At 47.2% G+C, this 23,850-nt stretch carries 27 protein-coding genes and 1 pseudogene; 24 read left to right on the top strand and 4 right to left on the bottom strand.

Translation table 11 applies throughout. The features are described from left to right. Nucleotides 1–76: 76 nt before the first annotated feature. From PXY01_RS16815 to PXY01_RS16790, 6 genes are all read left to right on the top strand, one after another. On the top strand, nucleotides 77–1,054 hold the full coding sequence (locus PXY01_RS16815; RefSeq protein ID WP_127571381.1) for a thiopeptide-type bacteriocin biosynthesis protein: 978 nt from the start codon (nucleotides 77–79) through the stop codon (nucleotides 1,052–1,054). A gap of 210 nt (nucleotides 1,055–1,264) precedes the next feature. Then, entirely contained in the window at nucleotides 1,265–2,179 is a 915-nt protein-coding gene (locus PXY01_RS16810) for a polyprenyl synthetase family protein (protein WP_127571379.1), read from the top strand. Between the two features lie 206 nt (nucleotides 2,180–2,385). Then, nucleotides 2,386–2,790, top strand: coding sequence for a sigma-70 family RNA polymerase sigma factor (locus tag PXY01_RS23350; RefSeq protein WP_127571377.1), 405 nt, complete (start codon nucleotides 2,386–2,388; stop codon nucleotides 2,788–2,790). An 8-nt stretch (nucleotides 2,791–2,798) separates the two neighbouring features. After that, the gene (locus PXY01_RS16800; RefSeq protein ID WP_127571375.1) at nucleotides 2,799–2,951 is read left to right on the top strand and encodes a YvrJ family protein; all 153 of its coding nucleotides are present in this window, start codon (nucleotides 2,799–2,801) and stop codon (nucleotides 2,949–2,951) included. 13 nt (nucleotides 2,952–2,964) lie between these two features. Beyond that, nucleotides 2,965–3,147 carry a helix-turn-helix domain-containing protein gene (locus PXY01_RS23345; RefSeq protein ID WP_127571373.1) on the top strand — a complete coding sequence of 61 codons (183 nt, stop codon included), beginning with the start codon at nucleotides 2,965–2,967 and terminating at the stop codon, nucleotides 3,145–3,147. Between the two features lie 98 nt (nucleotides 3,148–3,245). Then, nucleotides 3,246–3,839, top strand: coding sequence for a hypothetical protein (locus tag PXY01_RS16790; protein ID WP_246027981.1), 594 nt, complete (start codon nucleotides 3,246–3,248; stop codon nucleotides 3,837–3,839). Between the two features lie 59 nt (nucleotides 3,840–3,898). Here the strand turns inward: PXY01_RS16790 and PXY01_RS16785 are convergent, their stop codons facing one another. Next, nucleotides 3,899–4,753 (bottom strand): copper amine oxidase N-terminal domain-containing protein, encoded by an 855-nt coding sequence (locus PXY01_RS16785; protein ID WP_164744469.1) that lies wholly within the window; start codon nucleotides 4,751–4,753, stop codon nucleotides 3,899–3,901. A 493-nt stretch (nucleotides 4,754–5,246) separates the two neighbouring features. Here PXY01_RS16785 and comX point away from each other — a divergent pair, with 493 nt between their 5' ends. The 7 genes and pseudogenes from comX to PXY01_RS16760 all read left to right on the top strand — a co-directional run bounded on the left by comX (nucleotide 5,247) and on the right by PXY01_RS16760 (nucleotide 10,960). Beyond that, a complete protein-coding gene (comX, locus tag PXY01_RS22425) occupies nucleotides 5,247–5,420 on the top strand; it encodes a competence pheromone ComX (RefSeq protein WP_164744468.1) in 174 nt (57 codons plus the stop codon). Between the two features lie 72 nt (nucleotides 5,421–5,492). Next, nucleotides 5,493–5,780 (top strand): annotated as a pseudogene (locus tag PXY01_RS22895) (PDZ domain-containing protein); the annotation flags it as partial. Nucleotides 5,781–6,404: 624 nt separating this feature from the next. Continuing rightward, nucleotides 6,405–7,877: a sensor histidine kinase gene (locus tag PXY01_RS22890; protein WP_246027985.1), complete on the top strand. Its 1,473-nt coding sequence runs from the start codon at nucleotides 6,405–6,407 to the stop codon at nucleotides 7,875–7,877. Next, complete coding sequence (locus PXY01_RS16775) at nucleotides 7,855–8,520, top strand: response regulator transcription factor (protein ID WP_127571429.1); 666 nt, start codon at nucleotides 7,855–7,857, stop codon at nucleotides 8,518–8,520. The genes PXY01_RS22890 and PXY01_RS16775 overlap by 23 nt, the downstream gene beginning before the upstream one ends. 137 nt (nucleotides 8,521–8,657) lie before the next feature. Next, a complete protein-coding gene (locus PXY01_RS16770) occupies nucleotides 8,658–9,398 on the top strand; it encodes an ABC transporter ATP-binding protein (protein WP_127571365.1) in 741 nt (246 codons plus the stop codon). Beyond that, on the top strand, nucleotides 9,398–10,141 hold the full coding sequence (locus PXY01_RS16765; RefSeq protein ID WP_127571363.1) for an ABC transporter permease: 744 nt from the start codon (nucleotides 9,398–9,400) through the stop codon (nucleotides 10,139–10,141). The genes PXY01_RS16770 and PXY01_RS16765 overlap by 1 nt, the downstream gene beginning before the upstream one ends. Nucleotides 10,142–10,387: 246 nt before the next feature. Further along, nucleotides 10,388–10,960 (top strand): ribonuclease H-like YkuK family protein, encoded by a 573-nt coding sequence (locus tag PXY01_RS16760; protein WP_127571361.1) that lies wholly within the window; start codon nucleotides 10,388–10,390, stop codon nucleotides 10,958–10,960. A gap of 31 nt (nucleotides 10,961–10,991) precedes the next feature. Here PXY01_RS16760 and PXY01_RS16755 read toward each other — a convergent pair whose 3' ends face one another. Next, complete coding sequence (locus PXY01_RS16755) at nucleotides 10,992–11,597, bottom strand: 3'-5' exonuclease (RefSeq protein ID WP_373864304.1); 606 nt, start codon at nucleotides 11,595–11,597, stop codon at nucleotides 10,992–10,994. A 308-nt stretch (nucleotides 11,598–11,905) separates the two neighbouring features. Here PXY01_RS16755 and PXY01_RS16750 point away from each other — a divergent pair, with 308 nt between their 5' ends. Further along, nucleotides 11,906–12,757 (top strand): DUF4097 family beta strand repeat-containing protein, encoded by an 852-nt coding sequence (locus PXY01_RS16750; protein WP_127571357.1) that lies wholly within the window; start codon nucleotides 11,906–11,908, stop codon nucleotides 12,755–12,757. Between the two features lie 635 nt (nucleotides 12,758–13,392). Next, nucleotides 13,393–13,614, top strand: a complete 222-nt coding sequence (locus PXY01_RS16745) for a helix-turn-helix transcriptional regulator (protein WP_127571355.1) — start codon at nucleotides 13,393–13,395, stop codon at nucleotides 13,612–13,614. 318 nt (nucleotides 13,615–13,932) lie between these two features. Here the strand turns inward: PXY01_RS16745 and PXY01_RS16740 are convergent, their stop codons facing one another. Continuing rightward, complete coding sequence (locus tag PXY01_RS16740; RefSeq protein ID WP_127571353.1) at nucleotides 13,933–14,919, bottom strand: substrate-binding domain-containing protein; 987 nt, start codon at nucleotides 14,917–14,919, stop codon at nucleotides 13,933–13,935. Between the two features lie 137 nt (nucleotides 14,920–15,056). On the opposite strand from PXY01_RS16740, the gene modA reads away from it, so the two are divergent. Then, a complete protein-coding gene (modA, locus tag PXY01_RS16735; RefSeq protein ID WP_127571351.1) occupies nucleotides 15,057–15,935 on the top strand; it encodes a molybdate ABC transporter substrate-binding protein in 879 nt (292 codons plus the stop codon). Beyond that, nucleotides 15,932–16,603, top strand: coding sequence for a molybdate ABC transporter permease subunit (gene modB, locus PXY01_RS16730; RefSeq protein WP_174721845.1), 672 nt, complete (start codon nucleotides 15,932–15,934; stop codon nucleotides 16,601–16,603). The genes modA and modB overlap by 4 nt, the downstream gene beginning before the upstream one ends. Before the next feature lie 134 nt (nucleotides 16,604–16,737). Here the strand turns inward: modB and PXY01_RS23185 are convergent, their stop codons facing one another. Then, a complete protein-coding gene (locus tag PXY01_RS23185; RefSeq protein ID WP_127571349.1) occupies nucleotides 16,738–17,649 on the bottom strand; it encodes a DedA family protein in 912 nt (303 codons plus the stop codon). A gap of 138 nt (nucleotides 17,650–17,787) precedes the next feature. Here PXY01_RS23185 and PXY01_RS16720 point away from each other — a divergent pair, with 138 nt between their 5' ends. From PXY01_RS16720 to PXY01_RS16690, 7 genes are all read left to right on the top strand, one after another. Continuing rightward, the gene (locus PXY01_RS16720) at nucleotides 17,788–18,015 is read left to right on the top strand and encodes a hypothetical protein (RefSeq protein WP_127571347.1); all 228 of its coding nucleotides are present in this window, start codon (nucleotides 17,788–17,790) and stop codon (nucleotides 18,013–18,015) included. A gap of 38 nt (nucleotides 18,016–18,053) precedes the next feature. Next, on the top strand, nucleotides 18,054–18,290 hold the full coding sequence (locus PXY01_RS16715; protein WP_127571345.1) for a hypothetical protein: 237 nt from the start codon (nucleotides 18,054–18,056) through the stop codon (nucleotides 18,288–18,290). Nucleotides 18,291–18,321: 31 nt separating this feature from the next. Continuing rightward, entirely contained in the window at nucleotides 18,322–19,284 is a 963-nt protein-coding gene (locus tag PXY01_RS16710; protein ID WP_127571343.1) for a TRM11 family SAM-dependent methyltransferase, read from the top strand. A 137-nt stretch (nucleotides 19,285–19,421) separates the two neighbouring features. Beyond that, nucleotides 19,422–20,528, top strand: a complete 1,107-nt coding sequence (locus tag PXY01_RS16705) for a protein arginine N-methyltransferase (protein ID WP_246027983.1) — start codon at nucleotides 19,422–19,424, stop codon at nucleotides 20,526–20,528. A 26-nt stretch (nucleotides 20,529–20,554) separates the two neighbouring features. Then, a complete protein-coding gene (locus PXY01_RS16700; RefSeq protein ID WP_127571339.1) occupies nucleotides 20,555–21,730 on the top strand; it encodes a hypothetical protein in 1,176 nt (391 codons plus the stop codon). After that, nucleotides 21,720–22,943, top strand: coding sequence for a glycosyltransferase family 4 protein (locus tag PXY01_RS16695; RefSeq protein WP_127571337.1), 1,224 nt, complete (start codon nucleotides 21,720–21,722; stop codon nucleotides 22,941–22,943). The genes PXY01_RS16700 and PXY01_RS16695 overlap by 11 nt, the downstream gene beginning before the upstream one ends. Nucleotides 22,944–23,137: 194 nt before the next feature. After that, nucleotides 23,138–23,839 carry a hypothetical protein gene (locus tag PXY01_RS16690; RefSeq protein ID WP_127571335.1) on the top strand — a complete coding sequence of 234 codons (702 nt, stop codon included), beginning with the start codon at nucleotides 23,138–23,140 and terminating at the stop codon, nucleotides 23,837–23,839. Nucleotides 23,840–23,850: the final 11 nt, after the last annotated feature.

Below are 23,850 nucleotides of genomic sequence, written 5' to 3'. Positions count from 1 at the left end.
GTTCAATAGTGTGAGGGGCTAGAAGCCGGTTCGCCTATGCGAGCTGCAATTCAGACGAAGGAAGAGGGATGCATGAATGACTAACGGCCGATACAATGGCTGGCGAGCGCTCCATTTGTTTTGCAGAGGCTCTAAGATTCAGGAGCATCTTCTGTTAGAGAAATTGTTGCTGAATGTAATGAGAATGCATGAGAAGGGCGAAATTCTCGGCTGGTTTTATTCCAGATACTCAGGCGGCGGTGCTCACTTACGTTTACGGCTCTTCCGGCCTACCGAATTCGCGATGAAGAAATTGAGAGCGGCAGCGGACAGAATGCTCCGAAGCATGCCGATTATGAATGGAGAAGAAGAGGAACTGACGGGCGGCAAGGTGAGTCCGTTCATTCTTCATGAGGCCTCTGTTGCGTTAGATTATGATTTCTCTCCTATGGTGGAGTTCGATTATGAGCCAGAGTTCGCACGGTATGGCGGTGTAGCCGCAATGCCAATCAGTGAGCGGCTGTTCCAGCGCTCCAGCGAGACATCTGCGGTCATCATTAGCCGTACGCTCGACAGCCGTTCCAAGCGGATGGTGACAGCGTTATGTATGATGATCGTTACAGCTTCTCGTTTCGGTGTGAAGAAGGACGAGCTTTCTTCGTTCTTCGCAGCATACGCAGATTATTGGAGCGTGTTCCTCAACGCTCGGGAAGCTAGAATGCAGTACGATCAGCAAGCGATCGAAGAGGCGGAGACGCTGTCTGGCCGAATATCGATGCCTGCTCTCGTCGGCGACGAGACGCCGGAGGATGACGTCGTTGCTGTGTGGTCGCATATGGTGAGTGAAGCGAGTGCACAGCTCGAAGACCTGGCGCAGATCGGTAAGCTGCTCGTGCCTTATTCGGGACAGCCTGCTATGAACGAGGACGAGCGGCTGGAGGCCATCCGCTCGATCGCTTGGTCGCATATCCATATGATGAACAATCGATTAGGCATGACTCCTTCTTATGAGTACTATTTGGCTCGAGTTGCGCAGCGTTTGTGCGAAGCTTTTGAAGTGACGATCGATAACTAATCGTCAGCAATAGAACGGCAATCATAGACTTATAGGCTAGGCCTTCTCTCGCTCTTCGGGAGAAGGCTTTTTTATGCTGTCTTAGTTAGGTTTTATTTTTATTAAATCATGCAAGTTGTTGGAAGGATATTCCCTATATTTGCTGTAATATAGTACATTAGTGTTAATAGACCAGCGAATAGGATACAAGCTAGGAGGTGGGTCCATCCGATGTCGAAGATGTTTGCGCCGGCGATAGAAGTGATAAAGTCAAGTATATCCCGAGCTTTTCATGAGCCTGAGTTAAAGTCGCTTGTTGAGCAATTCGTCGAGTATAAACAGACGGAAGGTAGCAGCTTCGGACAGCTGGCGGCGCTTCACTGCCGCATGTTCGGGGGGGACGAGCAGCATGCGGCTGCGGCTGCGGCTGCCGTTGATCTAATGATTCTGTCACTTGATATTTATGACGACCTGCAGGATCAGGACAATGACACTGTCCCTTGGTCGAAAATCTCTCCAGCTCTGGCACTGAACGCAGCGATTGGATTGCAGGCACTGTCGGTCGAGGTGTTAATGTCTCTGCCAAGCTCGATCGACCGCAAAGCAGCCGCTGTTGATGCCTTAAATCAAGGGATTCTGGGTGCTGTGAATGGACAGCATGCGGACCTGCTTAATAAGCCATTGTCGGAGGAGGAGAGCCTGCAGATGATTGCGGATAAGGCGGGATCGCTTGTCGCAGCATCCTGTCTCGTCGGCACCGCTTTGATGACGGATGAACATCACGATATTGTCATTCAGTATGGCCGGGCGATCGGTGTCACTGCACAGCTTAACAACGATGTAGCAGGCATCAAAGCATGGAGCACCCGCAACGATCTGCTCGCTCGCAAGCTTACGCTCCCCGTGCAGTTTCTGTTGGAGCAGAAGTCGGACGAGGCTGCGGTCGTACGCCGTTATTACGATCGAGAGATTACGGCTGAGCAATTATTGGAGCATAAGCATGCGATTATGGACTATATTCATAACTGCGGATGTATCGAATATGGGCTCGTTCTAGGCAGATTAAAGCAGTATGAAGCGGAGGAGGGCATTGCGCAGCTCCCAGTGGAGGAATCGTGGCGGGAGCAGCTGCGGGCGTTCATGTAACAGGGCCATATTAAATGAGAAAGATCGCCTATCCAGCCTGTATATTCAGGTGGTTGGCGATCTTTTTGCCTATTGAGGACTCGATTTCCTTAGGAAATTGAGTCTTTTTTTTTTACATCCCAATGTAATCTTGACTCTCTCTGTGGTTGTTAAAAGTTGAATGTTCAACTCTTTAATAATAGAGGCGGTATCGTTCCGAAGGAGGGGTGATTAATATATCGGATGATTTAACTCGACGGTTTATCAAGTATATGGCTAATCTCATTCACTACAACTCTATTAACTATGACAAAAAAAGGCGAGCTATAGTTAGCAGGTTTCTTCTGACCTTTGACAACGATGAGAGCCTAGAATCCTCCGTATTGTCCTCCTACGATCCAGAGCCACGATTTCCTGACTTAAAAGATCATATCTCAGATGCTTCACTATTTAAGGCATATAACCAACTTACAGAACTGCAACAAAAGATCTTATCTCTTGCTTATGTTCAGGAATTAAACGATAAGGACATTGCGACAATGCTAGGCAGCTCTCAACAGAACATCTCAAAGCATCGCCGAAATTCACTACGCAAATTGCGACAACTATTAATGAATGCAGAAAAGAGGTGAAGGTACACATGGATCACATAGATCTTGTAGGACTGATTGCCAATTTAGGCTTTCCGATTGCGATTACCGCCTATCTACTTCTTCGATTTGAGAAAAAAATAATCGATCTTAGTGAAGCCATTAATGGCCTTAAGGATGAATTGCAGAAAAAACTAAAGTGAGGGCAGATATCTAATGATGGCACAATTGTTGTTGAAAGCTCAGTTATATAAGGATCAAAATGCTGTAGTACAAATTTTGGAGTCATTCGCACCCAAAATAAATATGTCGCTCCGCCAAGTTCCTATAGAACATCGTGATGACTTACGTCAAGAGCTCTATTTGACCATGATAGAAGTTATACATCGTTTCGCCTGATTCAAACAAATTTCATAAGGTGGTTGTAAAATTACACTCTCATTTCTCTTTATATAGTGTACGTACAAAATAATAAAAAATTGAGGAGTGAGTGAATGATGGCTACAAGACATGGTGCAATGAAAACTGTAACGAACGAAGCAAAATGGACAGGTATTAGTGCAACTCTTAATCTGCCTCAGACGGTTAATGTAACTTCTGGATACGTTGATTGGTATTTGGGGCTGGGTAAAGAGGTGGTAGAAGCCGGTATCTCGCGGATAAAGGGCGGTCAGTATAAATGTTTTCTGGGGACTGGTCACAACAATGGCGGTAAATACGAGAGTGTACCTGTATCGCTGAAAGATGGCGACAAAGTAACTCTGAAGTTGATTGATAATGGTGACAATACGATCTCTCTGTTCATGAACGGTACCGAAATTCATAGTAAGTTTCCAGTTAAGAATGGTAGACTTGGAACCTATAATACGGTGAAAATGGTACATGGTGTAGAGGATGACGGGACGAGCAGCTACAGCCAAGCAAGCTTCTCCAATGTACAGCTGCGCGCTAATACGAGCGGTTCTGTATATGTTCCTTGGGATGGTTCAGTAACATTCACATATACTCGTGAACACCTTACGCCGAACGGCGGCGCGAATTTTACAGGTCATTCTGCTGTGCCGCTCTCCACTTCTTTAAGTAAAGCGTAAAATCCAAAAGGCAGTATTGAGCCTCTATAGCTCCATACTGCCTTTTTCATTGGTCCTGCTTATTTCTCCTCTGGAATTGGATATAGCTCCTCTAATTTATTCATGTCTTGTGTTCCAAGTGTTGTCTCTTTGCCATCCGTGGTCACGAATCCATACTCGGATTGACCTGAATGCGTATGGATGTGATAGAAGAACAATCGATCATTGATCGTTGGTCGTTGTCCCACTTCACTCGAAATGCCGCTGTTGGTTACCCAGAATTTATTATTATTTCCCCCAATCGTTCCACTCCATATGTGCCAAGCTGCATTTTCTCTCACTTCGTAATAGTAGGCAACACCATTTTGAATGATGAAGAAAGCTTTTGACTTTCCTTCAGGAAATAGGATTCGGAAGTTACCGCCACTGCTTTGACCTTCAGGAAGCTCTTTGAGCGTTGAAATTCTCGGAATCGTAATGGCAGCAATACGGGATGTGGTTAGATCATCGGAATTCAAATTCGCTTTCGCCTCTTCATTGAGCTTTACGATTTGGACTGTTCTTGTATTCGCATCCCAAGCTACATCGCAATTGAAGTTTTCTGCAATAAATCGAATCGGAACCATTACACGATTGTTCTTAATGAGTATGGACTGCGATTGATTGGAGCTTACCCGAAAGGTCATCGATTTCGTAGAGTCGGCAACGACTAACGTTTTGGTCTGGTTATCCCAGCTTTTGATGGAAAGTCCATCAATCTGTTCAATGCTTCTTAACGGAACAAATGTCGTTCCATTCTGAATGAAAGGGGCGACGTCTGTTTCCACGTATCTGTCATTAATAAGTACCGATATTGGTGCAGCTGCATGTGCCGAAGACACAATAGTAAGTGCGGCACAACAAGAGAGAAACAATGATTTCCACTTCAACTTCAAATGTATCATCCTCCTACGTGATCTCGGGCGATTTCCCGTTCAATATAGACGCGATCATTTTGTAAAAAGTTTCTTTTTCTTAAAGATTTTTTATGTTGCGCGAGATTCTTATCTTCAGGATGCCTCCCGAACGGTTTCAAATTCTATTATCCAATCACGTATTTGGTCTTCTAGACGGCAGCGATATCTCTACTTTATCACAAGCTTACGTACTGGGTAGATTGAATCAGCATACAGCAGGAACGTGGGACTGCTGCGCCCCTTGCGTGAAAACAAGACCTTTGATTGCGGGAGTAATGTAAACGCTTAACCCTTTACAGGGATTGAAAGATAAACACCGGCTAAGGTCATCTTATAAATAGGCATTTATATCCACACCGCAATACATATTGTGGCATTCCGCAACAACCATTGCGATGCAATAAAGTCCTACTAATGGTATACTTTCATTGTAATTAAATGCATGTATAATAATATAAAGGTGGTTATGGGGATGCTTAAAGAAGCGATTGCTCAATTGAAGCAAAACCCTGAGATGCTGCGCCAGTTTTTTGGAAATAATCTAGCGTTTGAGGCAGTGGGTCCAGTACAGAAGCGAGCGATGTCGGAGATTTTTAACGACAAGACGCGCAAAATTGATGGCCCTGGATGGTGGTATACTGCCTAATGGTGCAAAGACAAGTAGCCGGCAACGTTCAACCGTCGCCGGCTAATGCTGTTTTAAGGAGCATTCGGGATTATGGCGGATAAGAAAACAAGAGCATGGCTTTTCTTACTATTTACGTTAGTAATCGCAGGATGGTTTACCGTGCTGCAATATAGCATTCCTTACTTAGGTATTGATTTAAGGGAAGTAAATGGCCAATGGGTTGTTAACGTGGTCGATAAGGAAACATGGGCGTTAAAGAAAGGAATTCACGTAGGTGATGTAGTAACGCATGTTGACCATCAGCCACTTGATATATCGAGATTGACGGAAAGGTACGGTATTAACACTGCCCAAAGTATTACGATACAGCGAGATGGCAGTCTAATTGAGTTTGATTTTACCGATAAGTCTGAACGGCCCATATCCATTAACCAAACGGTAATTCCAATGGTTTTATTTGCTGTCCTATTCACGTTCTCTTCTTTTATTGCCTATAAGAAACCGGAAAATGATTCGGCTTTCTTATTAATTTTGTTTCTCATGTCAGTGCCTACTGGTTATGTAGCCGCTCTGCCCAATACGATCGGAGACAACCTAGCGATTATTACCATGCAACTAGCATTGACATTTTCTCCCGTATTACTTCTACATTTTATCAGACACTATTTTAGCGGCATGGGCATTAAAGTTATTCATCGATTAGCTATTCCATTTATGTACGGAATAGTTGGTGTGTGGAATACAATTTATTTGACGATTATGTATGTGAACCAACATAAATCGAATACAAGAGTTATACCAATGTCATTTGTTGATATTGGATTAACTATTTTTATCGGGGGTATTTTACTAGTAACTCTCATACAGCTAAGAATGTACTTTCGATATATCAAAACACCACAGCGGGCTCTTATGAAATATATGATGCTAGGCAACATAGCTGCTTTTTCGCCATTCATATGTTTATTATTGTTGCCATGGTTTCTGGTAGGGAACTTCGTTGTGAGCTCAGGATTCGCTGCATCTTTCTTTCTTTTCTTGCCGCTAACGTATGTATATTTGGTCGCCTCTAACCAGCTGCTGGACATCGAATTTATTATGAGTCGGCTCAAATATTTCTGTATGATCGCTTTCTTGCCGACGTTATTAATTTTGCTCGGGTTTGGGCTAATATTTATTGATATATCTGTTTCACCCTTTACGTGGATTCAGATGTTCCTCGCCGTTTATGTATCAACCGTAATATTCTTGTATGCGAAGGAAGTACTTGACCGTAAGTTTCGAAACCGAGTCATTAAGGGGGCTCATCAATTCGAGCATAGCTTGGTACAATTCTCTCGGAAAGTGTCGGAAGTGGTGAAAGTACGTGAGCTGGAGCATTGCCTGCAAAAAGAGCTTTTCAAACTGCTGCCGATTAGGTCTATTGGGTTTATTGAACATCATATAGAGAGTAAGGGGATCAGCCTCAAAAGAACGCACGGTGAAGTTCCATTCGAGGAGTTGTTGGGGCAGCTTCATCAGAATCTACCTTGGCTAAGTATGGGAGAAGAACTCAAGCTGACCAAAGGGATCTGTTATAAGATTGGACAAGGGCGGGAGACACAGCATTTTATCTGGATTAGTGACAAAGAGAACCATACGGAATTTAACCATGACGAGAGAGTATGGATGCGTACCATCATGACCTATGTCGGCTTCGTCTATCAGAATCTTCAGCTCATTGAGGGGCTTGTTCACGACCTGGATATGCAGAAGGAAGAGGCGCCGCCATGGGTGCTGCGTCTTCTGTTCCGCTTGTCGGAAGAAGAAAGACGTAAGCTTGCCAGCGATCTGCATGATTCCGCCCTGCAGGATCAGCTGCTGTGGTACCGCAAGCTGGAGACGATTGTGAACGATGATACAGAACTGCCCGTTCATACGCGTGCGAATTTGACGGAGATTAGTGAAGGCTTGCTCGACGTCATTCACCAAATACGTGAGACATGCAATGAGCTTCGACCGCCATTTCTGCAGGAGATTGGTGTTATTGAAGCGATTGAAAATTTGTGTGCCTACACGCAGCTTAATGCGAACTTCACAATTAAGTTCGATCATCAAAAGTTCCGCGTCGAGCTCGATGACGAGTATGTGCTGACAATCTACCGGATTACGCAGGAGTTATTACGTAACGGAATGAAGCATTCGAAGGCGACGCATGTTGACCTGCAACTTTATTACTATGAAGAGCGGGGTATTCGCTACCGATATAAAGACAACGGCGTAGGAATTGATGCGAGCCGACTGAACGCTTCGTTCGAGCATATGGGACTTACCGGTATTCGGGAGAGGGTAGCCGCACTGGAGGGCGAGACGACTTTCCGGACAGCGCCTGGAGAAGGATTAGAAGTTGAGATTATTCTACCGCTGCCAAAGGAGGACGGCGATGAGTATTCAAGAAGAGAGGGAGAAAGCGATGGTCAGCGTACTGCTAGTTGATGATCATCCTTCTGTAGGAGAAGGTACAAAGCATATGATTGAGCACGATCCAGAGTTTGAAGTGACAATTGTATTCTCAGGAGTAGAGGCACTGGAGAAGCTGGAGCATAACAGCTATGATGTGATGCTGTTTGATTTGAATATGCCGACCATAAGCGGACTAGAATTGACAAAGCGCGTCATTGCGAAGATGCCGGAGGCGATTGTGCTTATCTATACCGGCTATGACTTGGCTTCGCATTATAATATGCTTCTGGAGGCAGGCGTATCTGGGTTTATTAGCAAGGCTGCGACAAGAGAACAGCTCGTTACAGCGATTCGCTGTGCGCTGCGCGGCGAGGCCGTTGTACCGATTGCTTTGTTGAAGCAGCTTCGCCGTTCGGAGGTGCGGCTGCAGCAGTCGGATGGTAAAGTGATCTCAGAGGTCTCGATTAGCGAGAAGGAGCAGATGATTCTGCGCGAGGTCGCGACGGGCGACAGCAATAGAGAAATTGCGGCTAGACTGTTCATGAGCCAAAGGACGGTCGAATATAATTTGACTCGTATATTCGAGAAGCTGAACGTTCGCTCTCGCTCGGAGGCTATTGTTGAAGCGAAACGTTTGGGGCTCATTAATGAGCGTGACATCGCACTTCCTTTGTAGTGAGACGCAATCATTATGCGCGCATATGCAGGATTGATTTCGGTGATAAATACGCGGACATGCTTTAGTATAGAGACAGGAGTGATGCTGGAATCGAGGTTGTTGCTGCGCTTAGCTTCATAGAATGGAGGAATGTAATGAATTCACAATATGCGATTCTAGCATGCGGTGTTGGCAAGAGGATCGGGCATATTGAAGCCATACGAGCCCTCGACCTGCAAGTCGAGCGTGGTGAGATGTTCTGCATTACCGGTAGTGTCGGAGCAGGCAAGTCGATCCTATTGGAGTTGTTAACAGGCATACGGAAAGCAGACAGTGGCGATATACGAATATTTGGTATGGATGTACGTACTCATCTGAATCAAATTAAGCAGAGAGTTGGTATCCAGCTGCAAGCTTCGTCGCTATATGATCGAATGACGGTGAAGGAAGCCTTGCATTTGTTCCAATCTTATTATCATAAGAAACGTAGTTTAGATGAATTAATTGAGATGCTCTCATTAGAATCTTATATGAATCAATATATTTATCAGCTTTCCGCGGGCATGCGGCATCGCGTATCGTTGGCTGTATCGGTTGTCCATGATCCAGAGCTGATTGTATTGGACGAGCCGTACGCCAATCAGGAGTCGAAGTACCGCAAGGAGATGTGGACGATCTTAAGTAATCTGCGGGATGAAGGCAAGACGGTCGTCATCGCAACATGTGCTAAGGAAGAAGCGCAGCAGCATTGTGACCGCGTTGCTTCGCTTATCGAGGGAGCGATAATGGTACACAATACGAATGAGCCCCCTCAGACAGCGCCGCCATTCATGGCCGTTAGGGAAGAGAAGTATAGGTCGTTGAAGGTGTTCAAACAGAAGGAGGCATCGGCTTAATGCAGTCTTTCTTGATGCATACGAAGGTGGAGATACGATTGCTGTTCCGGGATATTATCGGACTGTTCTTCGTATTCGTGATGCCTGCATTAAGCTTCTACTTCTTCAGCCAGATGTTTCAATCCCAAGACCCGGATCAGACTCGTTATTTCAACCATTATATTCCTGGGATGATCGGAATCGTGCTGTTCACCTCTGGATTTTTTATTATCGGTCTGGAGGCCGTTAGCGACCGAGAGAAGGGCTACTACAAACGGCTTATAGGGACGCCGGTTAAGCCAATCATTATTTTTCAAGCCATTATTACCAAAGGCTTCATCGCTGTTGCGCTAGCCATTCTAGAAATTATGGTCATTGCGCGTATCGCCTTAAGCGTGCCGCTGAAGCTGCATGTTTATCAGTTTATAATCGCGCTTCTTATTGCTTCGGCTGCGTTCTTCGCGGTCGGATTCATTATTGCAAGCATTACGAGACGGTTCCAGAGTGCGATGGCAATAGGCTTCGTTATGCTATACCCGATGTTATTCCTATCGGGAGCTATTATTCCGATTGAGTCGCTGCCGAGCAGCTTTCATATCGTTACCTTGTTTATTCCGCTGACCTATGCTGTTCATCTTCTGCAGAATGGATGGGAAGGCCAACTGTTTACGGAATCCAGCATTGCTGATGTTACGGTTATGCTTTGCATTTTCTTCGTGGGAATTGTTCTGAGCCGTAAATTTTTTCGATTGGACATGGAGTAATGCCGTTAACGGGTTGACAGGAAGCAGGGCTACTGGATACGCTATAAGCAGATGCAGTAATAATCGTAATCGTATACGTTATAATAAGTCGCCGTTGAATGTAGATACGTCGCTGTTCCGCAGCTGATGTGTTGTGTACGGCGGCTTTTTGTTTGACTTAACACGCCAGCATTCCGGACATTGAACTTGGGAAGCTTCATGAGCAGCATGTGACGAGGCTTCTTGTGAATAGGTGGCGACGCGGATATGGGCAAGAAGAGCATTCCCTTTCACGGAGAAAGGCTGTTTCAGAACTTGTCGGAATGTCGGTTAAGTATAGAGGATGTCTGTGCACGGATTGTTCGTTTCGTATCGGAGGATGTTAGAGCACCGTATCAGTTCGTCATTGGTACGGACAGCCAGGTGTTCGGGGAGTATACGAAGTTCGTGACCGGCGTCATCATTCGCCGAGTGGGGCGAGGTGTCTGGGCCTGCTATCGGCAGTCAATCGTGAAGAGACCGATTGTCTCGCTGCGGGAAAAGCTTTCGTTAGAGACGGCGTTGTCACAGCAGACGGGCTATCAGTTTATGGAGCTTGTGTTTCCGTCTGTGGAGGAGCTACTGCTGCCTTATGTGTATCAAGGTGCGGCATTCGAGGCGTACATCGACATCGATGCGGGCACAGAGCCGCATCAGAATGCGACTTCGATGTTCGTAGAGGAGATGGTCGGGAGAATAAAGGCAATGGGAATGTATGAACCGAGAACGAAGCCGGATTCGTACGGTGCGTCGTCTTATGCGAACCGATTCACGAAGAGGCCGGTTAGATTAGTGATGTAACGGACATAGAGGAAGCCCCTGTACGGGGCTTCTACTTGGTGTTGCCGAAGAGGGAGGCGAGATGGCGAAACGGGTTCGAGTCGTCGTCATTCTCTTCGGCACTCGAATAGACGAGCTTCGTCTCATATAACGGATCTTCAGCCGCATTGTTATGCTCGAGCGTAATTTGATCGAACATCTTCACGAACAGCCGCGCGGTATTGACCGCATCGTCCAACGCCCTGTGCTGTGAGCCGTCGAAGGTGAAGCCCGCTATCTCAAGTGCCCGGGCCAATCCGATTCGCTTGCTCGCATCTTTGCCCTGCAGCTTCGTGTAGTAGAGCTGAAGATCATTCATATTGCTCAGCCAAGTCAGATCGAGCTTCATATCGCGGCATTGGCGCACGAAATGCTGTTTATCGTCGGGGCCCCAAGAGCATAAATAATAGGTGCCCTCTCCGATCCATTGCTGGAACAATTCAATCGCATCTCGAAAAGTAGGAGCAGCATCGACTTGTTCTTGCGTAATGCCAGTGAATTCAGTCGTATGAGGCGTAATGATCTTGTTGCGTTCGGGTTGTACATACGTTTGAAACCGGTCCACCTCAACCGGACCTTGTTCGCTGTCCGTCAGCTTGACGGCACCAATCTCGATAATGTCGGCGGAATACTGCTGCTTCCGGAGGACGGTAAATTCTAGATCGAATACGATATAAGTGCGTATACCGATTCACTCCCTTCTATTGTGTCATTCTATTGTAACATGCAGCGACAGTGGGAGGGAGATGGTAAATCACGAGATTGAATAGGGATAGAGGATTTAGATCCCCCGACTGGAGTCGGGGACATAAATCCGACGCTGGTCGAATGCTCAGAAGATACTCCAAATGATAATCTGATTGTAGTAGGGAAAGCAGTTAGCAATCGGCTTGACTATAAAGGGCGGAGGAAAGGACGCGGGATTGTATGTCGTTCGAGAAGGTAGAGCGCAAATCGAATTCGTTCATGCTGTGGCATAAGGAGCAAATGAATGGAAAATATGAACAAGCAGGAGCCGAAGGCGTACATAACATTGTTATTGATGTTAAGAGCGCGGACGTCACAGTAACGCGGGGAAGGAACAATACGATCGGAATTCGGTTGACCGGCAATATGAGAACAGCCTGGAATGGTGACATTAGTATTGAGACTCAACGATTCGGCGATGAGCTGGAGATTGGCATCCGGCAGGAGCGAAGCTTGCTGCGTTTACTGGATTGGGGTCAGCTACACCTCGAGGTGGAGCTGCCGCCTGCCATCTGGTCGAAGATACGAATCTATACGGGTAGCGGTAATGTACGGGTAAAAGAGTTAAAGGCAGATACGGTCTATATCGCAACGGAAAGCGGGGATTTGTTCGCCGCCGATATTGTGGCCGGACAGCTGCTGGATATGCATACCGAATCGGGTGATATCGATGTGGAATGGTTCGACGCAGGCCGTACTTGTATACGGACAGGAAGCGGCGATTTGAAGCTGATTGAAGGAATGACGACACTGATCGCAGAGACAGGGTCAGGAGATATAGAGGCAGAGGAGTTGTCGATTGAAGGGGATACGGAGCTGCATACGGGAAGCGGAGATATATTCATCCGTCTGGCGCCCGAACCGTTATCGCTCGCGCTAGATTATGTAAGCCGGTCGGGCGATGGCAGTGTAACAAGACCTGGCTTTGTTGGGGAAAGCCGTCGCAGCGATTCTGTCATTCGCGGCAAGTTCGGTGACGGCGAAGTCCAGCTTCGTGTACGAACGGGCTCGGGAGATTTTACATTAGCGTAGTTGATTACATATGATCCTCATTAAAGTAACGGAGATTTCTCTGTTACTTTTGTTGTTTGTAGAAGAGGCAGTATTAGATATTTTGAGTTACAAATATATTCATTGGCCTTATGAAAAAAATGGTTATATAGCCCCTTTGAGGAATCTTATTCCATTAACAAGTCAACTACTGCATATGTAGTCTATCAGCACGAGGGGGATACCCTCCATGTCTATGATGTAGTATCGCAGGATAAGGTCAATCTTGCAGAGCTGCTCTCGCTCATGAGAAGTGAGCATACACGGCGCGTTCAGTTTCATTTTACTCCCGTTCAGCTTATCGACCAGGTCTTGATAGAACCGATTCCTTCATATGAAGATTTGCTGTTCATCCTGTCCAAGTCGAAGATAGACCCGCAAGCGGCATTTTGTGCTCCTAAGCTGGCCCATTCTTAATGAGCGGTATTTCGTATCGAGATACAATAGGAAGTCCAGAAGCAGGATAATAGCACTGTTTCCGGGCTTCCTATTTTATTGATCGCAACTGCAATATCCATCATCGTCTAGGATGCCTGCACAATAAAGTAAAAGATATTTGACCCGATGTCGTGAAAATATTACATTCTAGTTATAGCAACGAAGAGTGGAGGAGAGTTATGGAACGCTCGCTGACGAATAATATACATGTACTTCGTGCAGAGCGAAGGTGGTCACAGAAGGAATTGGCAGAGCGGCTCGGTGTCAGCAGGCAGACGATCGTTTCTTTGGAGGCGAATCGGTATAATCCGTCGCTTATGCTTGCCTTTCGAATCGCTGAAGTGTTCGGCAGGGACATTAACGAGGTGTTCCAATTCGTAACCGAATCAAAGTGTGAATAACATGCTCATGGCGATGTTGACGCTGCTTAATTTTCTGCACATAGGTACTGAATGTATAGCCGCATGGATGCGAGATCTGTGCGGCTATCTACATCACATCATGCTTTCTAGAACGACGAGGGGAGAAGGGGATCTACAAAAACTCCCCCCAAGATTTTGGAGAGACGCCGATTGAACAATATGGGGATTCACTGAATGTAACATAACCTAACATATCTATACTGACATTATAGACAACTGAGTTATATTTGATTATATTTTGTTATAATTAAAAATAAATAATAACTACTTAGTGACTCGCTATTCAGCTTTTTCGCTTTAGCTCTCTAAGAGCACGTTCCCTGTCATCGATAAGTCATAGCCAGATAACGCCTGCAACTCTTGTTTGAACGACTTGGACGCAAGGATCGTAAGCAGCGAGTCGATCATCGCTTGATTGTCGCTCGTCTTCAAGACGACAAGATCGTATCGCTCTTTAATAAGTGGAATGAAATCGACTCCGCTGACGATGCTTGCTGCTCGCTCCGTGCCGACACCGACGTCGGCGTCGCCTGCAGCTACGGCCGCGGCTATTGACCAATGGTTCGTCATTTCGAAAGTGTAGCCTGCAAGCTGTCCTGGTTGAATGTTGTGAAGGCGAAGCTGTTCATCCAGCAGTACGCGCGCGCCGGAACCTCTTTCTCGATTGATGAGCCGCAGGCCGGGCCGAGCGAGTTCTCCCCAGTCATGAATCTTCTTCGGATTGTTCTTGGCGACATACAGTCCGGCATTGCGTGACACCAAATTGATGACAATATACGGAAAACCAACGAGCAGCTTACGGATATATGGCAGGTTATACTCCCCGGTATCCCCATCCAGCAGATGCGTACTTACGATATCCGATTCACCTCGGTACATACTGATTAAGCTGTCGAGACTTCCAGCATGAGATCGAAGCGGACGGATGCTGCCGGACGTCTGTCCTTCCAAATGCTTCGCAAGAAGGTCCAAACTCATGTCCTGTCCGGTAATAACGACGGAGCGTGAATTGTTACCGAGCGAGGGCAGAGGAGCGGCCGGCGCCGATCCTGCGGATGGAGACGGGATACCGTTTTGATATGGAGCAGCTGTGATGGTTGGAGCGGGAGCGGCCATTTTATTACGCTGTTTATAGGCTTCAAGATCGGATGCGTCGACTCGCATTTGTTTGCCGACCCGGTATGACGGAAGCAGCCCTTTTTTGATGAGATCATAGACGGTCAGCTTCGATATTTTTAACAGGGCGGCTATCTCTTCAGCTGTATAAGAAATGTCTTGAGACATGGTATACCTCCCGGCGAACGATCTATTCTGGCATTGTGTGTATTGTAGCACAAATGGTGCGGAACGAGGCGGTTAAGCGAAGAATGAAAAAGCTGTGAATGAGCTTGATTGGGAGAAGGTGGAGGTGGACCTTACTGATGAAAACCAATAACGTCATTATTATAGTTATAATATCTATCCTGCTGCTGGCAGCTTGCGGTTCCGGCTCGGATAAGGTATTGGAAATAGGGTCTTCAGCCACAACGGAAGCTTCTGATTTAGAGAAGGGCAGCACGGAAGGTGCAAAGCTGGAGACAGCCCCCGTGGAGCAGGAGCAGCCGCTAGTCGAGCTGATCGTATCGGCAGCTGCCAGCTTGACCGATGCGCTGTCAGATCTGGAAAACGAATACGAGCGGCAAAATCCGAGCATTGAGCTGACGTTCAATTTCGGTGCTTCGGGCGCATTGCAGCAGCAGATTGAACAGGGTGCGCCAGTAGACTTGTTCCTGTCGGCCTCTGCCAGAAATATGAATGCACTCATCGATCAATCGCTGATTGAAGCTGACTCCTATAGCGATCTGCTTGGCAATCAGCTCGTAGCGGTTGTTCCAGCTAACAGCAACACGCTGATTCAAACGATGGATGATTTGGGAGAAGAGGCTAAGTACCGTATCGCGATTGGCATTCCTGAAAGCGTTCCGGCGGGACAATATGCACAGGAATCATTGAACAAGGCGAACCTATGGGAAAAGCTGAAGGGCGGCATTGTTCAGGGTAAGGACGTCCGCCAGGTGCTGCAGTATGTTGAGACTGGTAACGTGGATGTCGGCTTCGTGTATATGACAGACGCGATCAATGCTTCGCAAGTGAAGATTGCTTTTGAGGTGGACCCAATGAGCTATTCATCGATTGTGTATCCAGCGGGTGTCGTGGCGGCGACGAAGCATTCCGCGGAAGCCAAAGCGTTATATGCGTATTTACAGACGGATGAAGCTGCTTCGATATTTGAAAAATACGGGTTTTCCGTTCTCCAATAGTGATTGTCTCTATTGATTGGGCTTCGCTTTGGCCGCCGATCCGTCTGTCGCTTCAGGTTACATTTCTGTCTAGTCTCATTGTAATTGTGTTAGGAACGGCTGCTGCTTGGCGATTGTCTCGGTCCAAGCTGAAGGGGCGATTGATAATAGAAACGCTCTTCCTGCTGCCGCTTGTGCTTCCACCGACGGTCGTTGGCTTTATTCTTCTCATGCTGCTCGGCAGAAGAAGCACTATAGGACGTTTCATCGAATCGTTGTTCGGTGCTCCTATCGTGTTCACCTGGTGGGCCGCTGTTATTGCAGCTGTCGTCGTCGCATTCCCCCTCGTCTACCAGACGATGAAAACGGGTTTTAGCTCTGTCGACACCGAACTGGAGGCGGCTGCGCGCTCAAGTGGTGCTAATGAGTGGCAGGTGTTCCGGTATATCAGCTTACCGCTTGCTTCCCGTTCGCTCGTAACGGCTTACATTCTCGGCTTTGCCCGGGGGATCGGTGAGTTCGGAGCGACGCTTATGATTGCAGGCAACATACCGGGACGAACTCAGACGGTTCCAACGGCAATTTATGTTGCCGTCGACGCCGGCCATACGACAATGGCGTGGGCATGGACGGTGAGTATTATCATCTTCTCGTTCCTGTTGTTGCTAATGGCTCGACAGCGACGATGACAATGAGGAGCGCCGAGCGGGCGTGAGAGCGAGAAATAGGTGCCGAAAGGCACCAATGTAAAAAAGACACGGTTCGTTTATGAACTGTACCCTTAATGTTAGGGTAACAGTTGATAGCGAATCGTGTCTTTAATTTACTCCGTCGGCGTAGGATGGATTAACTGTATTTGATCTTGCCCCTGATCTTGCTTCTCATCTAAATGTTGCTCAAGCTCGCGCTGGTGCTGCTGATCGTACGGCTTGGAATGATGCTGCTCCTGTGCTTGAAGCGGCTCCTGCTCATGCGTTTGCTCCTGCGAGTGCTTATGAGAATGTGCCTGCTTCTTCGAGCGTGCGTACTTGTGCGAACGTTCCTGTTCTAGCTTGAGTTCCCGCTCTATTATGTGTTCCTGCTCTTGTGTAAGCTTGTGGTCGTGCCCTTGAGTTTGCTCCTGCTCTTGAATCAGACCGAGCTTTTGGGCTTGCTTAAGCTCGTTCCTGCGCTTGCGTTTGTTTCGCCATTGGCGGCGAAGAAATAGGAACAGCACGATCAACGGGAAGCCGATGGCGAAAATATACATGGAGACGTCCTTCACCATGCCCTCGGCGGAGCGGCCGTAAATATAAAACAGTAACCCGACAGCATAATATTTGACTGCCCTGCCGACCGCGGCATATGCGAGCAGCTTCCATAAAGGAAACCGAAGCGCGCCGGATAGAATGGTAAACACTTTGAACGGGATCGGGGTGAACGAGCCGAGCATGATCGCGGCTTCTCCATTCTTGGAGAAAAGCTTCTCGGCGGATTCGACCCAGCTGCGTTTGACCAATCGGTACAAGATAGGCGTGCCGATCGACCGGCCGATCCAGTAGCCGACCGGTGTTCCGATTAAGCAGCCGATGAAGCCGACTGTAGCTAACCACAGGGCGTTCGAAGGATGGACAACGCTAAGCGGAATTTGGGAGAACAGAGCTGGAATCGGAAAAATGATAGCATCAATCATACCGTGAATAAACAGTCCAAGTGCACCGAATTTCTCCAGCGTTTCGATAAAATCATGGAACATCGGACATGACCTCTTCTCTGTTGCGATTGACCTAAAATATCAAGTGTACATCTTCTTCTATACGGCTAAGCGGGTGGTTCGGTTTCATATGGTACAATAGAATTATTGAAGATTTGGTGAAAAGGAGCGATTTTTTACGTGCCTACCCATACGAATGAACTAAGTGAGCTTCAGCGTGTATTAGCAGATAATGAACGGTTAACAAGCGAGAACGAGTCGCTTATGCAAGAGCTTGCGAAATGCAAGGAAGAGCTGGCGGCGGCGAGACGGGAGCTGGCTCGGCTAAGAGGGAGAAGCGGCTCTGGACGCTCGCCGGAGGCGATGTCGACGATGGCTTCTAGGCTGCGCGATGCGCTGAGAGAATAATTTATTTTATTCAGTACCTAAGGGAGACAGACTTAATAATGATCGAAAATCGTAAGGACGGGGCGGACCATGTGCTCTTAATGATGTCAAGCGGCTGTAGAAGGGTGCTTGGCCAAGAGTTATGGGAAGCTTGTGCAGATGTGCTGCGAAGAGGCCGGATGTTCTGTTGGCAGGACGTCGTGCTGTCACACGGTCCAGAATGTAAGTGGGTGTGGGGGAAGGGCCTTTCTGCTCTTGTACATCCTATGAGAAGCTCGCAGAGAAGGGAACCGTGAATTGATGGAATGGTGTTCAGTGGGGTAGCTGATGGACGAGCCGTCCTATGTGTATATATGGGCGTGTCACGAGGATGAACGGCAGCTATGCTTGATGGAGCTTCGCGCGCTGCTTGATGTGCGGGAAATCGATGATCAGATGCGGTATGTCGAGAGTAAGGTGGACGTGATGCCGTCGCGGAGTCCTTTTCTCAAAATGAGAATCGCCGTTCAAGCACAGCACTCGAAGTTGGACGGATTGATTGAGCAGGCGGCTAAGCTGGATATAGGCGGCGGTACGTTCAAAGTCCGTTATGCTGATGCCGGGGACTACCTCTCAATGATTCGGCCGGAGTACGACGATCAGCGCATCATCGAGCGGCTCGTCGGTGCAGTTATGAAGGGAAAGGCGGATATGCGCCGTCCGGACAAGCTGCTCGGCGTCGCGTTTGCGTGCGGGCGCTGGGTGCTGGGCGATGCAGTTGAGGGCGAAGCGGTGTGGCTGAAGCATAACGATAAGCCGAGGCCCTATTCTACAGCGTTAAGCACTAGAGTTGCCCGGGCTGTCGCGAATATTGCTGTACCGCATCCTTCGGAAACGCTTGAAGCGGTCGATCCATGCTGTGGCATTGGTACAGTCATCATTGAAGCTTTGTCAATGGGCATTCGGATGAGAGGCTTTGACCGGAATCCGCTTGCGGCAATTGGGGCGAGAGAGAATTTGTCGTATTTTGGATATTCGCCGTCATTGATCGTAAAAGCCGATATGCTGGAGCTTGACGGCCAGTATGCAGCGGCTGTACTCGACCTACCGTACAATCTATGCTCGAAGCTGCCGGAGGAGGAAGAGCGAGCGATGCTTCGTGCGCTGGCGGGATTAGCTCCTAGAGCGGTCGTGATTGCTACTGCGCCGCTGGATGGCAAGCTTGGGCAAGCCGGGTGGTCGATCCAAGATCGGTGCGAGGTGCGCAAAAGCCAATTCGTAAGGTATGTGTATCTAGTCGAATGCTGCTGAACTCGTTCAGACTTTTTTGCATATGAATTGAAGCGGTATTTAACAGGCTTTTATTACATTTGCTGAATATCAACCGATATAAATATAATGAGTACAGCCAAGGGGGCTGATACACGAGGAGGGTGTCAAAAGTGGAAATGAAGCGCGTACAAAACATCCAGACAAGATTTAATGAACTGCTTGGGATACTGAGCAATGATACTGAGGATTCGCAGTCGTTACAATCATTGGGGCAGTTCATTAATGATGAAGCCATTTCCATTGAAGACGTCTTGTTTGCCATTAATAATACGTATACCGGCTCGTCGATTGGTAAACTTTACAACAATCTAGGTGCTGTAATGTGGGAGCTGCAGAGCTATGATTATGTCATCCCGTTGATGCAGCAGTCTCTGATGATTAATCCTAAAGATAGAGATACTTTGTATAATCTTGGATACGTCCTGCATGTGGTCGGTGAGCATGATATGGCCATGACCTATTTGGAATCGATAGAACATAAATCAGACGAAGATCTGAAGCTTATTGAAGAAGTGTCCCAATATGCTGCACCGGATTCATTGCGGCAATATCAAGTCGAACGATTTGATGTTCCGAATATTGCTCATCCGGTATATGTCAGATTGGATACGTCAGATCGGTACGTATTTAAGCAAATATTCGAGCTGAAAGAGTATCATATTGGATCTTTGCCTTTCAAACCAAAGTTTATTATCGATGGCGGGGCGAATGTAGGCTACGCTAGTTTATGGTTCGCGAATGCTTATCCCGATGCACGTATTGTCGCTATAGAGCCGGAACAATCCAACTATGATATGATCCGCTACAATACTCGTCCTTATGAGCAAATTAAAGTGATACAAAGCGGCTTATGGCATACCGATACCTATTTGACCATTAAAGATGTTGGCTTAGGCAAATGGGGAACGATGGTAGAGGAATCAGATAAGCCTACATCCGAAAGCTTCAAAGCGGTAACGATCCAGTCGATTCTCGAAAGCAGCGGATTCGACGAGATCGATATATTAAAGATTGATATCGAGGGTGCCGAGAAGGAGGTATTCTCCAAAGGGTATGAGAATTGGCTCGGCAAAGTAAAGGTGCTCATTATCGAGCTTCACGACAGAATGAAGAGGGGCTGCAGCCAGGCGCTCTTTGCAGCAATAAGTAAATACGATTTCGCTTTCATGATGAAAGGGGAAAATATTATTCTCGTAAGAGGGGATATCTTCTACCGTGATTAGCCGAGAGAACGTAAGGGAGCTATAAAATGTCTGAGCTTAATATAAAGCTGAACGGCAACAAATACGAGCTTGTGTTTACCGACAATGGAGAGGCGCGAGTTTTAACCAAGTTTTACAACAACTTAACGGAAAAAGCGACAGATGTCTATATTGAAGGCATTATTAACATTTTTAATAGTGTCACTCCTTTGTCCAAGTATGTTCCCGAAACAAGCTGGGACGATGTTGTTGCGATTGTATCGTCGATGTTTGATTATTTGCTGCAAACCAATGGCAAAAATATTAAAATGCTAGAGTTAAGCGGCTTCCATCTGAATACGTATTACCAAGCAAAGGCTTTGCAGCTATTCTCAGAGAGCAATACGTTGTTCAGCTTCTGCCATTGGGAGCCGATGAAAGGTATCGATCAATTGCAGAACGTATCGAATGCCTATCTGCCATTCTACAATTTAATGACGAGCCTGAATGTCTCAGGTACCATTATTCCTCTTGCGGGCGACCGCTCTAAGGTGATTCATTCGCTGCACAACGGTTATTTCGATATGATTGTTGTAAGGGAAGAGCGCTACGGGAGCTTGCTGCAGCAAATCGTACAAGCGATACGTAAAATCAAGCCCGGCGGGTTGTTAATCGGGTATTTCAGTGATTGTTACTACGATCAATTGCCAGCTAAATTGCAAAGCCGATCGTTCGAGGAGGACGAACGTACGAATGGCGGCTATCATACAGGCGTTATTTACGCCTTGAAGCAGTTGTTCGATGACGATTATGAGAGACCTGTTAGCAGCTCTAACGTCTGGACCAAAACGATAACGAAAGAAGTCAAAGAGCACGTCTTGGCGAAGTTCTGTTATCCTTCCGATATTCAATCGATCAGGCAGCTAGTACAGATGGGACATTCCATTGAGAAATGTATATATCTGCTGGAAAGCTTCCCGGATACTGCCGGTCTACTGCAAAATATTGGCGCCGCGATAACAGCATGCGAGCTGCCGTCTGCGAATTTAGCCTTGGCCAGCGCGATCCCAGATGTGAAGAAAGCGATTGTCGAAATGAAAAGCCAGCACACCGAAACCATAATAAGATACCGGCAGAATGATGTCGAGAAGATGGCGGCGTCAATTGCTCACACGGAAGTTTTGCTTAAAGCTTGGCTGCAATCTTTGAACGATCTCGAAAAGTGGTGCATGTATGAAAGATAGAAAAACGTTTTATTTGCTGGCGCCGGGCTTCTCGGATGCACACTTGACGAAAGACGTCGGGCTCATTCCATATCTCATGCAGAAATATATGGGTTATGAGGCGGTGTACGCCATCTATAAGCCAAGTAAAGGAGAAATGACTTGGCCTTCCTTGCCGTTTTTTAGCGAGGATATAAAATTCGATTATATCGAACCAAGCTTCGAATATGATCCTGATCATATGATGGAGACCGTGTTCGGAAGCAATCTGTCTGATTGCGCCAAGGATGTAGAGAAATATATCCAACGTAATGCGGCGAAGATCGATGTGCTGTACCTTTTCGGTTTTTATCCGTTTTATTTCCATGCAGTGATGAAGTACAAGCAGTTGAACCCGGCAGGCAAAGTCTATTTGAAGCTGGATGCGAACATTGCATGGATTAATAAGACGCCAATCGATTCGACGTTCTTCCAATTTCTCAGAAGCTGTGATTTGATTACTACTGAGACGATGGTTGATTATATTAATCAAAAATGGCCAGTGCCGGTCTATTATTTACCGAACGGTTATTATCCGCTTGGCAGTGACGACCGATTAAATACGATTTTTGAGTTCGAGAATAAAGAAGATATCATATTTACGGCAGGGAGATTAGGGACGCCTCAGAAGCTAACGGACCAGCTGCTGCAAGCCTTTAAGCTCGCGGTGCCTCATATCCCAGCTAGCTGGAAGCTAGTTCTGGCGGGAAGTATTGAGGAGCAATTTCTTCCATACATCGATCAATTCATGAAAGACAACGAAGGCCTGGCAGAGCGTATCATCTTCACAGGCATGATAAAGGATAAAACCGTGTTGAATGATTGGTTCGCCAAGTCGAAAATATTCGCATTGCCTTCTGCATATGAAGGATTTCCTAACGTGTTTGCGGAGGCAAGGGCTCATGGCTGCTATTATATTGCTTCCGATATTGAGTACAGCCGTGATGCTGCAATGCACGAATCTAGCAAGGATACGATGAACGAATCGTATGCGGCTTCCAGTCGGCATGTCGGATTTGGCTCGCTGCATGCTGTTGGAGATACAGCGGAATTAGCGGAGCGCTTTATCGAAGCGTGCAACAACCCGGAGCTTCTGCAGAAGGTATGTTATCGTACACAGCAGGATGCAATCGAATATTTGGACTGGGTAAAGCTATGTGCCAAGATTGATATCATGCTTAATATGAAGGCTTAAACGACACAACTGTTATTGAACAGGGGACCTAAGCAGGTATGCAGCTCGTACTTGGGTCCCCGTTATTTTTAGATTTGATTGCCGCCCGTGCTTCTTACAGCAGACGGCTGAATGAAACCGTACCCATTCTTCAAATAATGTAGATGCGGCACATTCAATCGCGTTGTTCGAGAGAGAACCGCATGGAGGAAATCATGATGACGATGTCTTTAACGGTATATTTGATGGCAGGCGTAGCAACGGCAGGCCATATGTTCTCGGAATGCTGCCGCAAGCTGGAGGACATGCTTGGTCAAGAAGTCGGCAAGCTTGATATCCATGTACTGTTTCCTTATGGCGACAACAGCCGTAAGCTGTGGACGCAGGTGCTGGAGGTGGGCAGCGATTTAACGAACGGACTTCGTCTAAGTCGGGTCGGCGGGCGCAAAGCGGCGGAAAGCATTCAAGCGACATACAAGGGTGACGGACGAGTGCTATTAATTGGCCATAGCGGCGGAGGGGCAGCAGCTTATCAAGCGGCTGTCAAGCTGCATCGCGCTGGCACGCTCCGCGATTTTCGCGTCGTACAGATTGGTTCTCCTCGTATTCGGGTGCTTCCGGAGCTGAAGGATCGGGTCGGTTATTTTCATTCGGTCGATGCTAACGGCAAGGTAACGGACCCGATCAGCCGCATCGGGACTTGGGGAGGCTGGAGCTTAAGCAGCAGTGAGCGGAAGCGAAGCGTTCCATATTGGAACCGATATAAGTATGCGCCCGGTTTGGTGGAAGGCATACCGGTAATCGGCGGACATGCGGACTATTTTCGCCATCAGAAACCGTACGTCGATGACCAATCGGTATGCAATTTGGATAAAACGATTGGCCGAATCGGTAATTGGTTGAAAGGGTGGGTCTGATCCGATACACT

Source organism: Paenibacillus xylaniclasticus (genome assembly GCF_004001065.1).
Taxonomy (GTDB): Bacteria; Bacillota; Bacilli; order Paenibacillales; family Paenibacillaceae; genus Paenibacillus_T; species Paenibacillus_T xylaniclasticus.
The sequence above is the reverse complement of the archived record's forward strand: the minus strand, read 5'-3'. Positions and strand labels throughout refer to the sequence as shown.

Bases quoted from the DNA above. Each gene is read 5' to 3' on its own strand.
- PXY01_RS16815 (WP_127571381.1), top strand. From the start codon at position 77: ATGACTAACGGCCGATACAATGGCTGGCGAGCGCTCCATTTGTTTTGC.
- PXY01_RS16810 (WP_127571379.1), top strand. From the start codon at position 1,265: ATGTCGAAGATGTTTGCGCCGGCGATAGAAGTGATAAAGTCAAGTATA.
- PXY01_RS16800 (WP_127571375.1), top strand. From the start codon at position 2,799: ATGGATCACATAGATCTTGTAGGACTGATTGCCAATTTAGGCTTTCCG.
- PXY01_RS23345 (WP_127571373.1), top strand. From the start codon at position 2,965: ATGATGGCACAATTGTTGTTGAAAGCTCAGTTATATAAGGATCAAAAT.
- PXY01_RS16790 (WP_246027981.1), top strand. From the start codon at position 3,246: ATGGCTACAAGACATGGTGCAATGAAAACTGTAACGAACGAAGCAAAA.
- comX (WP_164744468.1), top strand. From the start codon at position 5,247: ATGCTTAAAGAAGCGATTGCTCAATTGAAGCAAAACCCTGAGATGCTG.
- PXY01_RS16775 (WP_127571429.1), top strand. From the start codon at position 7,855: ATGGTCAGCGTACTGCTAGTTGATGATCATCCTTCTGTAGGAGAAGGT.
- PXY01_RS16770 (WP_127571365.1), top strand. From the start codon at position 8,658: ATGAATTCACAATATGCGATTCTAGCATGCGGTGTTGGCAAGAGGATC.
- PXY01_RS16765 (WP_127571363.1), top strand. From the start codon at position 9,398: ATGCAGTCTTTCTTGATGCATACGAAGGTGGAGATACGATTGCTGTTC.
- PXY01_RS16760 (WP_127571361.1), top strand. From the start codon at position 10,388: ATGGGCAAGAAGAGCATTCCCTTTCACGGAGAAAGGCTGTTTCAGAAC.
- PXY01_RS16750 (WP_127571357.1), top strand. From the start codon at position 11,906: ATGTCGTTCGAGAAGGTAGAGCGCAAATCGAATTCGTTCATGCTGTGG.
- PXY01_RS16745 (WP_127571355.1), top strand. From the start codon at position 13,393: ATGGAACGCTCGCTGACGAATAATATACATGTACTTCGTGCAGAGCGA.
- PXY01_RS16740 (WP_127571353.1), bottom strand. From the start codon at position 14,919: ATGTCTCAAGACATTTCTTATACAGCTGAAGAGATAGCCGCCCTGTTA.
- modA (WP_127571351.1), top strand. From the start codon at position 15,057: ATGAAAACCAATAACGTCATTATTATAGTTATAATATCTATCCTGCTG.
- PXY01_RS23185 (WP_127571349.1), bottom strand. From the start codon at position 17,649: ATGTTCCATGATTTTATCGAAACGCTGGAGAAATTCGGTGCACTTGGA.
- PXY01_RS16715 (WP_127571345.1), top strand. From the start codon at position 18,054: ATGATCGAAAATCGTAAGGACGGGGCGGACCATGTGCTCTTAATGATG.
- PXY01_RS16710 (WP_127571343.1), top strand. From the start codon at position 18,322: ATGGACGAGCCGTCCTATGTGTATATATGGGCGTGTCACGAGGATGAA.
- PXY01_RS16705 (WP_246027983.1), top strand. From the start codon at position 19,422: ATGAAGCGCGTACAAAACATCCAGACAAGATTTAATGAACTGCTTGGG.
- PXY01_RS16700 (WP_127571339.1), top strand. From the start codon at position 20,555: ATGTCTGAGCTTAATATAAAGCTGAACGGCAACAAATACGAGCTTGTG.
- PXY01_RS16695 (WP_127571337.1), top strand. From the start codon at position 21,720: ATGAAAGATAGAAAAACGTTTTATTTGCTGGCGCCGGGCTTCTCGGAT.
- PXY01_RS16690 (WP_127571335.1), top strand. From the start codon at position 23,138: ATGATGACGATGTCTTTAACGGTATATTTGATGGCAGGCGTAGCAACG.